We start from the raw sequence: 11,605 nt of genomic DNA on the forward strand, positions 1-11,605 counted from the left end.
TGTACCCTGTCCGAAAGGGGTATTTTCCGGTCTTTTTCGGCTTCATCAATCTGTTTGCCTTTTGATTAAAAATACTGGTAATCAGTTAGTTTGCTTCAACTTGCACAAAGTTGCTTGTGGGTATTGATTTTTAACTAAAATGTAACAAACTCCACACTCATTTTTTAGCCGTTAGCCGATAGCTTTTAGCCGTTAGCTTATAGCCTTTGCCGCTTCGCGCCATTTGCTAATCTGCTAATTTTCAAATTATCTAATTATCAAATTATCTAATTATCACTACATCTATAGATAAAACCTGTGCCGGACAATACTTTGTCCTTCGGGCATTTTCATCCTTCATTTTTGATAGAGTTTATACTGAAAAAGTTCGGCGATTGATGTTTTAATCTGTTATTGATATGTTTTCCCTTTCATTTCCAAACCCCTCTTATCTATTTTTCATATATTTCGCTAACTTTGTAACCGATTTTGAAAAATAGAAATTCAATATGGCAAAAGAATTAAAGGAACTGACCTCTAGAAGTCAGGATTACAGCCAGTGGTATCTGGATTTGGTGATAAAAGCAGACTTGGCCGAGAACTCGGCTGTGCGCGGATGTATGGTGATCAAGCCGTACGGATACGCTATCTGGGAAAAAATGCAGCGTCAGCTCGACGACATGTTCAAAGAAACAGGTCACGTAAACGCTTATTTTCCCTTGTTTATCCCCAAATCGTTTCTGAGCAAGGAAGCTGACCACGTAGAAGGTTTTGCCAAAGAATGCGCCGTAGTCACTCACTACCGTTTAAAGAACGATCCGGATGGGAAAGGTGTCATTGTCGATCCTGAGGCTAAGCTTGAGGAAGAACTGATTGTGCGCCCTACTTCCGAAACAATTATATGGAACACATACCGCAACTGGATACAGTCGTACCGCGACCTGCCTCTACTTATCAATCAATGGGCTAACGTTGTCCGCTGGGAAATGCGCACACGCCTGTTCCTTCGCACTGCCGAATTTCTGTGGCAGGAAGGACATACAGCACACGCGACAAGAGAAGAAGCCGGAGAAGAAACTGTAAAAATGTTGAACATATACGCACAGTTTGCCGAAGAATATATGGCTATCCCTGTTATTAAAGGTGTAAAATCTGCTTCCGAACGATTCGCCGGAGCGATAGACACTTATGCTATTGAAGCTATGATGCAGGACGGTAAAGCTTTACAAGCCGGAACATCTCATTTTCTCGGTCAAAATTTTGCCAAGGCGTTTGATGTGAAATTCGCCGACAAAGAAGGAAAGCTCGACTATGTGTGGGCAACATCGTGGGGAGTTTCTACCCGGTTGATCGGTGCGCTGATTATGGCTCACTCCGATGATAACGGATTGGTACTGCCTCCAAAACTGGCTCCGTTCCAAGTGGTGATCGTTCCAATATACAAAGGTGAGGAACAGTTAGCCGCCATTAATGAAAAAGTAGACGGCATCGTTAAATCCCTGAAAGCATTAGGCATCAGCGTGAAATACGACAATGCCGACAATAAAAAACCGGGTTGGAAATTCTCGGAATATGAACTGAAAGGAGTTCCTGTGCGCATAGCTATGGGAGCCCGGGATATGGAAAACAATACGGTTGAGGTTGCCCGCCGTGATACGTTGACTAAAGAAACCGTATCATGTGACGGACTTGATCTATATATTAAAAACTTGTTGGACGATATTCAAGCAAATATTTACAATAAGGCATTGACATACAGAACAGAGAAAACCATCACCGTTGAAACATACGAAGAGTTTAAGGAAAAAATTGAGGACGGTGTATTTATCCTGGCTCATTGGGACGGTACTCCTGAGACCGAGGAAAAGGTAAAAAACGAAACCAAAGCAACTATCCGTTGCATACCTCTTGAAGGTGACAAAACTCCGGGTAAGTGTATGGTTACAGGCAATCCGTCTGCTCAACGGGTGATATTCGCGCGTGCATATTAATATTGAACCTAAAAATAAAAGTAAGAGGGTGTGTCAAAAGATAGAATCCCCGTCATTGCGAACGAAGTGAAGCAATCCAGAGTGTTGACTATTACTGGATTGCTTCGAGCTATCGCCCTCGCAATGACGTAAAAAATACCTTTTGGGACACCCTCTTCATCTTTCTTATAACTCAAATTATTTACAGTCTTCGTCAAATCCGAATCCATCTTCGCGGAAGCCTCCCATACCAAAAGCTTCTTTCTTTTTTTGGATGAATTCTTCTTTTTCTTCGGTGGTCTTTTTCACCCATTCGTTGCAAAATTTATCGATAAACTCCACGCTGAACCGATCTTTACCGTGCATCTCTTTCATAGTTTCCATCCTTTCATCTATGAATATTACTTTTTCCTCGGTAGTCATTTTAGACCATTTGTCAAAGAAATTATTCTTACCACCAAACCCAAATCTTCCTCTACCGAAAAATCCCATATCAAAACCTCTTGTTTCCATTTTATTCTTGTTTTTTTTACCGTTAATAATATATTCTTAATAAAGGCCTCTACTTATTGTGACGAATGGGACAATGAAATATTTTAAAGAAATAGGGAAAAACGAAAAAGAGGGTGTGTCAAAAGATGGAGTTCCCGTCATTGCGAGGGCGATAGCCCGAAGCAATCCATTAATAATCAACACTCTGGATTGCTTCACTTCGTTCGCAATGACGAAAAAAATGACCTTTTGACACACCCTCTTACTATATAATCCCCCCCTTTACTTCCCTATCGCATACCTGAGTCCTACATAGAACTTCCGTCCTTGTGTCGGCCCCCATACCATTGTAGCATCAAAGTTGTCGCTAAATGGGTTTTCGGATGAAATGATCGGATTCTTTTGCGTATAACCGGTAATATTTTCTGCCCCTACATAAACGCTCCAATTGCGGAAATTCTTTGTTACTTGGGCATTCAATATTGTAAACGAGCCAAAAGTATCTTTCCATAAAGGATTGGCCGCATCCGGCGTCGGCATACGTCCACCACCATTGAACTGGGAAGTCAGGTCGAACACCCATTTCTTCATCTTGGTTTCATAAGAAGCAGTCACCAATGCTTTATAATCGCTGACCAGCGGTTTCTTCATCAGCTTGCCGTTATAATCTGTCTTGGCGTTTGTCCAACGATAAGCGCCCAATATGGTGAATCCCCTGAATAACGGATAAGTAGCTTCAACCTGAAAACTATTCGCATACGACTTTCCATTCAGATTGTAGAATTTCACGGCATGCGGGTCAGTGTCCACATCAGTCACCACCTGATTGTCGAAATCGGTACGATACCACTCTCCTGCAATAGTCAGCTCTTCACCTTTGACAGGTATATGGAACGATACACTTGTCCCATAGTTCCATGCCGATTCTTGTTTCAGGTCGTCTGCTATCTCTATCTTACGGCTACTTGCCAGATAAAAACTATTTTCGGGCATTACAAAAACAGTACGGTATCCTTTTCCTGCCGAAGCTCTCATATTGAGCCACTCGAAAGGCATATATTTCAAATGGATACGAGGAGTAACGAATGTCTTGTGCAATGTACTATAGTCTACTCTCAAACCGGCCAGTGCTATAAACTTGTCATCCTTATTGAATGTATATTGAGCATATCCGCCTGTTGTAGTTTCATGATCGGGCAGAACTGTGACCGGCCGACTCAGACGAATAGACTGTTTATACTGATCCCGGTTCATGCTTAACCCTGTACTCAACTGATGCTCTTTCCCCAATGAGGTTTCATACATCAACGAGGCGTAAAGGTTACTGCCATATACATTAAATATATCGGTAGCATATTTCGATTTCTGATCGTGGTATGAACCTGTAAAGATCAGAGCCACATTTCCATTCCGTTCTTCATCCAAAATATATGAGTTTTTTGTATAAAACTCGCCCCTGTTAACATTCACCGATATTTCATAAGGATGTTCGTTAAGCGATGCATCATTCAGGCTATGCATCGTTTGTCCGCTGGTGCGGTAGTCCTGTAAAAACCTGAAACCGAATTGTGATTCATACCGGTCTGTCATATAATGCCATTTGTTCATAATATTGAACTGATGTTTCTTCGGCATATCGAGGAAACTATCATGATTATCGTCATGCGGAGAAGATTCGTTGGAATAGTGCAAGAACAGGCCTGTATTAAGTTTATCATTCAATATAAATGCTGCATCGGCATTGCCTTCATACCGTCCGGCATCGCTGGCAAATACATTCAGGCTTAACGGATCGGCGCTATCCGGCTTTTTATATTCCACATTCATTTGTCCGGTTACAGATTCGTATCCGTTTTTGACAGAAGCGGCGCCTTTCGATATCTGGATACTTTCCATCCACGGCCCGGGAATATAATCCATACCATAAACAGAAGCAGGGCCACGAAAGTTAGGATAGTTTTCCGTTAACATTTGTACGTATGTGCCCGACAAACCAAGCAATTGTATTTGTTTAGCTCCCGTAACGGCATCGCTGAACGAAACATCTATCGATGGATTCGTCTCGAAGCTTTCCGAAAGATTACAACAAGCGGCACGGCGCAGTTCCTTTGTGGTTATTTTCTCGGTTTGCAGAATATCCCTTCTCGATTTGATTGTTCCGGGAACTGTCCGTTCTATGACAACCTCACCTAATTCGGCATTCTCATCGAGTACAACTCTTTGTTCGGCAGAGAAGTCGTGGATATGGATAACTTTATCAGCATAGCCAACGTATGAGATAGCCAGCATGTGATCTTTATGAGGAGTTCCGGCTATTTCAAAATAGCCTTTTTCATTTGTTACAACACCTGTTTTCGCGTTTTCCCAGCGAACACTGGCTCCTATAAGCGGTTGGCTGTCTTTGTCGTATACATATCCCTTTAGTATGTCTTTACCAAAGGCTAAAACAGGTAATAATAGCAATAAAGCAAATATTTTTATTGATTTCATTTGATTCTTAAGTAATTGTTATAAAATAATACACGCACGAATAATTGCGTACCAATCCGGCACACAACAAATTATGTATTACAAATCAAATGATAAGCACCCGTATGAGACTAAGATACTCACGGGGAGGAATGTTTGGCGGTGATTCGAATTGTGCATAAGTATCCGTATCGTTTATCTGATCGGATAAAACGCCGGACAGCAATGCCGGATAAACATCTGATATCCAAACAAAAGGACTGGATACATGCGGTCTGAAAACGGATAGGTCAATATCGGTAGACAGGCGGGACATTTGGCAATATCCTTCATCGAAATGAGTAGTACAACCATCCGCATCCACACTATGACCGGATGGCTGAGTATGATATGTATGGGACGCACAACAAGAATGAGTTTCTTCGGCAACCTCTTTTTGCAAACAGCAAGTATGTGCTTTTGTCACCACCAGTGTTTGCTCTGTCTCGCAACCTGAACAGCAATACATTATATAAGTCACCCCCGCACCTGTAAAAAACACGGCTACGGCAGCAATAACTAATATAATCCTGGTTACAAGTTGTTTCATACGATGCAAATATAATACATTAGCAAAACAAATAAGTGTCTTTAAATATTTTTATGATAACAAAAATCTATACAGAAAGCAATATCACAAAACGAAAAAGCTAATAATATTCACATAATAATCCTTAAAACAGCATTATAATCCAAATTATTTATTACATTTAGCATACTGTCACTTTTTTAAAACGAAACATTATGGGAAGAGTAGTAGACAAAAATTCAGCACCCCATTATTTCTGGGGTGATAAATGCAGCAGTTGGATTCTCATGAACAGGGATTCTTTATCTGTGAAAATCGAAACAATGCCTGCCGGAACAAGGGAAACCTTGCACTATCATTCCGAAGCCAGGCAGTTCTTCTTTATCCTGAAAGGTACGGCTGTTTTCTATGTCGATGGTAAAACAGAAACCGTTAATGAACTGCAGGGGATATTGATAGAGCCGATGTCGCGACATTACATTGCGAATGAAACAGCGGAGCCTATCGACTTTCTGCTTGTGTCTCAGCCTGACAATGACTCGACCAACGACAGGACTGACGTGGGTGAATAAAAATCGGAGAGGCCGCCTTATGTGGAGGCGGCCCCTTTCCTGGTTTTATCCTGTCTCTGATTCCGTTATGATTTTTTTATAAAATACGATCCCGAAATAATAACCTCGTCGTCGGTCTTGATCATTCCTTTATTTAGGAATGTTCCTACGCTTTCCCTTACATTCAGTATATATATATTCCCATTGGAATCTATAACACTTTCTGCCGTTGTGGGAATTGTAGCCCCTGGAAATTCAACAAAGCAACCAACAGAACCAACCGTACTACCGGGAGTATACGCATCCTGAGCAGCCGGATTCTTTACAGCTATTGTCATAGGGCTGTTAGCGATCCAAACATCCGTACCCGCACCTGTCCTCTTTAGCCTGACAACAAAGTTGGCAATATTACCTGCGAACCAATACTGCTGCCCTACCAAACTCCAACCGCTTGCCGCCTGCCAGAAATTCTCCACCAAACCACCGGAGCTGGTTTTTACCCACTGGGTTCCGTCATTGTAATAAAAACCCTCTGTTACAGCATTTGCACCAGTACCATTTGGAGTTGTATTGTAAACAATCATACCCTTTACATGTGTCGATAAGGGAGACATGCCGTTCGCCACTTGTAATGCAACGCGAGGCAGTAATAGCCCTTTGGTAGCAGTTCCTGCGTTGTTCTCTTTCAGGTCTAAGAGGGCGTCATCGTGTGGAGGCACTCCGGATCCGATAGTAACCTGAGACCAGGCAGCTTGCGTAAAACCAAATATTGCTAGAAACAGGACTGTTTTAAGTAGCGACTGGCTGTGTGTTTTTTGTTTCATAATTATCTTTTGTGTTATTGTTTTGTGTTATATGCCGTACCGGCTAAACCGGAAAAGCCACAGATGGCTTCCGGATTAGGGAGTGACAAGGTTACTATTGTCTTTCTTGTATACTTCTATCTTTAATGTAGTACGTGTTGTAAAACCATTCAGGTTGGTATATGCGGCTTTCCCCATACCGAAAAAATTGGTACCCGACGTAGCAGTCACACCTGAAGTGTCCCTTCGTTTTCCGGCAACTATCACCTGGTGCCTTCCCGGAGGCAGGTTGTCAAGTATACAGGTCAGGTCCTGAGTCTGGAACATCTGCGCCCCTCCTGCCAAACGGCCTACTCTGCAACCTTTCAATTTAAAGACACTTTCACCTTGCATTTTTAGAAATATACCTATTGTATAAGTTACCCAAGTACCCGTATTAGGCATTTGAACTACAGTCTGTACCTGAAATACCGTACGGTTCCAAATGGAACCGGCAGGAACGCCGGCCGTTAACCCGACAGTATCAGGTACTATGATATGTATACCTGCACTCTCATCCAATTGTGGAAAAGGGTAAAAATCTCTGTCATGACGGGTCCCGTTGGGCCCCCTATATAATAGATCATCTTCGTTGTGTGGTTGGCCACTTGAGTAGCCATTAGATGTATCATCATTATTTCTGTATAGTTGAAGTCCGATAGCATCGGAATAAACCGATGATCCTTGCATGTAAAATCCGCCTACTTCTACTACAGGGATATCAACTGTAGCCCATTCAGGCTTTTGACTAGGCCCTTTCGATAACAGGAACTGGCCGTCTTCTCCGGGATGCCCATCCGTATTGTCATCATCGCCGAAAAAGATGGCTCCACTCAATCGCGTTTGACCTCTCACATCCAAATTTTTACGCGGATTATCAGTGTTTACACCTACCTTGCCATTCTGTGCATGCAATACACTTGCTGACAATAAAAAGCAACAGCCAAGTAATGATAAGAATTTTATTTTCATAAAAATTATTGATTTATTTTCCCACCTGTAGATCATAGATTTACCTGTGATTAAAAGTTTATATTTTTGATTTTTGTGCAAAAATAAGTCAATATTGAATACAATAATGATAAAATGTTATATTCGGTCTTATTTTGTGACAAAATAACACAATAGGCGTGTTCGTCACGCATTTCTGTGACGAACACGCCTCTCATTACGAGATAATCAAGATGAAAATTCTTTACTCCGGCAAAAAATTTTATTAAATTTGTTCCTCGTAAAATATATGAAAATATTGTATTAAAGTTCGGCATCATTTTTCTATTAGAAATAATACGTAACACTTTAGACCTGAAAAAGTTGTCTTTATCAGGTAGGTGATTAGACTTGTATTCGGTGGGGCTACATAGTGCAAATAAAAATGAGAGGTATTCCAAAATTTTTTTTCAGAAAAGAAATACAGGCTCCAGATGCTAAATGCAGATGGGTTATAACTATATTTATTACTCTCTGGGTATTTTTTATACTGTATACACTACACCCCTTCGGACTTAATTATGCCAAAAACAAGTTTACCATTACAGTTCTTCATACAATCGGGATATTTTTGACCTGTGTGATTTGCATACAGGGACTACCTCTGGTTTTCAGAAAATATTATGCCACAGACAGGTGGACAAACGGAAAGTTTTTTGGATTATGCCTTATAATAACAACGGCATTTTCTGCGTTGGAAACTTTTGTACTGTCTATATACGTCGTAGATGGCCTGGAAGGATTTCCGTATTATACTCATTTTTCTTCACCTCAGCGGTTCTTTCTGTTTTATAAAGCCGCCTTATTTGTATCTGCATTCCCGATAACCATTATATATTATATATTGGTGAAAAAAAAGAAAAAAGAAGAACAGAAAACACAGACACAGGCCGCGGCGCGTATAATGCCGGCAAACGGTGAGACAGAAGAAGATAATGTTCAGCTAATAGAACTCTCCGGAAAGACAAAGGATTGTATAAAGCTCTTACCCGAAGATATACTTTATGTAAAAGCAGCAGGAAATTACGTCTCGGTTTATTACCTGAAAAACGGAATAGAAAACCACAAACTACTGAGAATAAGCATGGGCGAGCTAAGTGACTCATTATACGATTACTCTTATATTATACGTTGCCACAGGACCTTTATGGTCAATATGAAAAAAATGGAAAAGATACATGGAAATATGAAGGGCTATCATATGACACTGAAAAATACAGACACGAAAGTACCTGTATCCAAATCATATACGAGAATAGTCAAGGAAAAGATAACGCATGCCAGCGTATACCGGCATCCGGAAAAATAACAAGCTTGTATTGTTATACAATGGAAGTACGAAAATAAACAAAAAGAGGGTGTGTTCTATCTTTTTGACACACCCTCTTCTATTTAAAGCTTATATTTTAAATTAGTCTACCGGTACAAAATATTTTTCGCCTTGCTCTATCATTGTACCTACTTTTTCTATTTCGAGGAAAGATGTACCACCTTTACCGTCCGAGAATGTTCCGCTCAGGTATGTTACATAGTCACCATTATTCAATACTCCATCAAGCTTAAGTTGATTTAAAGCTCTCATGAAATATTCCTTGTGGTTTTTAGTAAGACCTGCATCTGCCTGTACGTGTGGGTCCACACCATAGCTAAGGGACAGCCAGCGGGCAACTTCTTCTTTGTTACAGAAAGCATATACAGGGCATTTGCTACGGAAAGCAGCCAGCGTACGGGCTGTACGTCCTGTCATACTGTCTGTCACAATCGCTTTCACCCCTAGTTGGTTACAAGACTTAACGGCTTGTTTAGCAAGGAATGAAGTACGTCCGTATTCTTTTTCTTTGAAAGGAACAGGTATTGCTTTTTCTTCCAATTTCGACTGCTCTGCTGCTGCCGCAATTTGTGACATCGCGCGTACCGCATCAACCGGATATTTACCATAAGCGGTTTCTCCACTCAACATCACAGCATCGGTACCATAGTATACCGCATTAGCAATATCGGTAACTTCAGCACGTGTAGGGCGTGGATTTTCTATCATTGTGTGCAACATCTGAGTTGCTACAATAACAGGCTTCTTATATTCTATCGATTTACGGATAAGCAGGCGTTGGATTCCCGGTATTTTTTCTTGTGGAACTTCGATACCTAAGTCTCCACGAGCTACCATCACACCATAAGCAGTTTCAAATATTTCGTCGATATTATCGACACCTTGCTGATTTTCTATCTTAGCAATAATCTTGATAGGACTGTTGTATTCATCAAGAATTTTTTGAACGTCTAAAACGTCTTGTTTATGTCTTACGAAAGAGTGAGCTATAAAATCGGCGCCATTCTTGATCGCAATTTCAATACTCCTTTTGTCTTTAGCTGTGATAGATGGGAGGTTTACACTCACACCCGGTATATTAACGCTTTTGCGGCTACCGATTGTACCATCATTCATCACTTCGCAAAGAAGGTATCCGGCGGTTTTGTCTATAACTTTCAATCCTGTTTCACCATCGTCGATAAGAAGGGTGCCTCCTACCGGAACATCTTCTACGATAGTCGGATACGAAACTGAAACTTGCTCAGATGTCGATAAGAAGTTTATATCACCTACAACTTTTAATTTATCACCGGTTTTAACCTCGATCTTTTCGCCTGTGGCTGTGGCTGTAGTACGTATTTCCGGACCTTTGGTGTCCATCATTATACCTATTCTGTTTGATACGGTGCGAACGTTTGTCATCACTTTGACAAAACCTTCTTCTGTCATGTGAGCGGAGTTCATTCTCACTACATTTATCCCCTCATCATATAATGAACGGATAAAGTCAACATCGCAACGCAAGTCTGAAATTGTAGCTACAATTTTCGTTTTCTTTTGGATCATAAATGCTAATTAGTTAAAAAAAGTATATAGTTTATTTTGAAATTTTCCCGGTCTTCTATTGTTCCACCTTCGCCAAAAAAGAAACGGCGAGGTCGTACGAAGCTAATCCTAAACCAACAATAGCGCCCTTGCAGGCAGCCGCAATCATCGATTTGTGGCGAAACTCTTCACGAGTATGTATGTTTGAAATATGCACCTCTACTACAGGAGTCGTTATAGCTTTTATCGCATCATGAATGGCTATGGAAGTATGTGTATATGCACCGGCATTGAGTACTATACCATCGTACGAAAATCCCACTTCATGTATTTTATCTATTATTGCACCCTCGTGGTTGGATTGAAAATAGGACAGTTCACAGTTTTCGAATCTTTGTTGCAACTGAGAAAAATACGTCTCGAAAGATGTATTGCCGTAAACATCCGGCTCACGTTTTCCCAATAGATTCAAATTCGGACCGTTTAATATCAATATTTTCATTTCATTCAGCTATTTAGCTCTAAAAAACTTCAATTTTAATTTAGAGCACAAAAGTACTACTTTTTCTTTGGAATAAGATGCTTTTAAACATATTTATTATTTATGTGAATCAGTAGTTGAATTAATAATCACAGGAACGAAGTGTATGTAATTAATTGTTCAATTATCTTCATTCTTTTCTTCTGCGCGCAATCTTAGATTGCTTGCGTCCCTTTTGCCCAAAGCCGCAAAAGGAACCAAAAACGCTTTTGCGCCCCGCTTCAACGTCCGACCCATAACGGACTTAAAGGCTAAACAAAAAAACTCGCTCCGGGTTTTGTATAATACGAATCATTTGATAAGCTCAAACACGTTTTTGTTTTTAACGCCTTCTTCGTCCTATGGG

At 40.7% G+C, this 11,605-nt stretch carries 11 protein-coding genes; 4 read left to right on the plus strand and 7 right to left on the minus strand.

The genetic code is table 11. The features are described from left to right. Window positions 1-488: 488 nt before the first annotated feature. On the plus strand, window positions 489-1,970 hold the full coding sequence (proS, locus tag ACYPZI_RS14790; protein WP_459602947.1) for a proline--tRNA ligase: 1,482 nt from the start codon (window positions 489-491) through the stop codon (window positions 1,968-1,970). Between the two features lie 177 nt (window positions 1,971-2,147). Here proS and ACYPZI_RS14795 read toward each other — a convergent pair whose 3' ends face one another. Further along, a complete protein-coding gene (locus tag ACYPZI_RS14795) occupies window positions 2,148-2,462 on the minus strand; it encodes a hypothetical protein (protein ID WP_459602949.1) in 315 nt (104 codons plus the stop codon). Window positions 2,463-2,535: 73 nt separating this feature from the next. Here ACYPZI_RS14795 and ACYPZI_RS14800 point away from each other — a divergent pair, with 73 nt between their 5' ends. Next, a complete protein-coding gene (locus ACYPZI_RS14800; protein WP_459602951.1) occupies window positions 2,536-2,694 on the plus strand; it encodes a hypothetical protein in 159 nt (52 codons plus the stop codon). A gap of 29 nt (window positions 2,695-2,723) precedes the next feature. On the opposite strand, the gene ACYPZI_RS14805 is transcribed toward ACYPZI_RS14800, so the two are convergent. Both ACYPZI_RS14805 and ACYPZI_RS14810 read right to left on the minus strand, forming a co-directional pair. After that, complete coding sequence (locus ACYPZI_RS14805; RefSeq protein ID WP_459602953.1) at window positions 2,724-4,931, minus strand: TonB-dependent receptor; 2,208 nt, start codon at window positions 4,929-4,931, stop codon at window positions 2,724-2,726. Window positions 4,932-5,016: 85 nt separating this feature from the next. After that, window positions 5,017-5,499, minus strand: a complete 483-nt coding sequence (locus ACYPZI_RS14810) for a hypothetical protein (protein ID WP_459602955.1) — start codon at window positions 5,497-5,499, stop codon at window positions 5,017-5,019. A 194-nt stretch (window positions 5,500-5,693) separates the two neighbouring features. On the opposite strand from ACYPZI_RS14810, the gene ACYPZI_RS14815 reads away from it, so the two are divergent. Further along, entirely contained in the window at window positions 5,694-6,050 is a 357-nt protein-coding gene (locus tag ACYPZI_RS14815; protein WP_459602957.1) for a cupin domain-containing protein, read from the plus strand. 65 nt (window positions 6,051-6,115) lie between these two features. Here ACYPZI_RS14815 and ACYPZI_RS14820 read toward each other — a convergent pair whose 3' ends face one another. Both ACYPZI_RS14820 and ACYPZI_RS14825 read right to left on the minus strand, forming a co-directional pair. Next, a complete protein-coding gene (locus tag ACYPZI_RS14820) occupies window positions 6,116-6,853 on the minus strand; it encodes a hypothetical protein (RefSeq protein ID WP_459602959.1) in 738 nt (245 codons plus the stop codon). 75 nt (window positions 6,854-6,928) lie between these two features. Beyond that, window positions 6,929-7,843, minus strand: a complete 915-nt coding sequence (locus ACYPZI_RS14825) for a hypothetical protein (RefSeq protein WP_459602961.1) — start codon at window positions 7,841-7,843, stop codon at window positions 6,929-6,931. Between the two features lie 403 nt (window positions 7,844-8,246). Between ACYPZI_RS14825 and ACYPZI_RS14830 the strand changes: the two genes are divergently transcribed. Next, window positions 8,247-9,170: a LytR/AlgR family response regulator transcription factor gene (locus tag ACYPZI_RS14830; protein ID WP_459602963.1), complete on the plus strand. Its 924-nt coding sequence runs from the start codon at window positions 8,247-8,249 to the stop codon at window positions 9,168-9,170. Window positions 9,171-9,272: 102 nt separating this feature from the next. Here ACYPZI_RS14830 and pyk read toward each other — a convergent pair whose 3' ends face one another. Both pyk and aroQ read right to left on the minus strand, forming a co-directional pair. Further along, window positions 9,273-10,739 (minus strand): pyruvate kinase, encoded by a 1,467-nt coding sequence (pyk, locus tag ACYPZI_RS14835; protein WP_459602965.1) that lies wholly within the window; start codon window positions 10,737-10,739, stop codon window positions 9,273-9,275. Window positions 10,740-10,794: 55 nt separating this feature from the next. Continuing rightward, a complete protein-coding gene (gene aroQ / locus ACYPZI_RS14840) occupies window positions 10,795-11,220 on the minus strand; it encodes a type II 3-dehydroquinate dehydratase (protein ID WP_459602967.1) in 426 nt (141 codons plus the stop codon). Window positions 11,221-11,605: the final 385 nt, after the last annotated feature.

The organism is Dysgonomonas reticulitermitis, from assembly GCF_054601275.1.